Below are 326 nucleotides of genomic sequence, written 5' to 3'. Positions count from 1 at the left end.
AAGACCCGGGAACGTATTCACCGCGGCATGCTGATCCGCGATTACTAGCGATTCCGACTTCATGCAGTCGAGTTGCAGACTGCAATCCGGACTACGATCGGTTTTCTGGGATTGGCTCCGTCTCACGACTTCGCTGCCCTCTGTTCCGACCATTGTATGACGTGTGAAGCCCTACCCATAAGGGCCATGAGGACTTGACGTCATCCCCACCTTCCTCCGGTTTGTCACCGGCAGTCTCACTAGAGTGCCCTTTCGTAGCAACTAGTGACAAGGGTTGCGCTCGTTGCGGGACTTAACCCAACATCTCACGACACGAGCTGACGACA

General features: G+C 55.2%; 1 rRNA gene. It reads right to left on the bottom strand.

Annotated features, from left to right (window positions below):
- A 16S ribosomal RNA gene (locus WS40_RS11060) occupies positions 1-326 on the bottom strand; the annotation flags it as partial.

The sequence above is a fragment of the Ruminococcus sp. N15.MGS-57 genome (genome assembly GCF_000980385.1).
Lineage (GTDB): Bacteria > Bacillota > Clostridia > Oscillospirales > Ruminococcaceae > Hominimerdicola > Hominimerdicola aceti.
The sequence above is the reverse complement of the archived record's forward strand: the minus strand, read 5'-3'. Positions and strand labels throughout refer to the sequence as shown.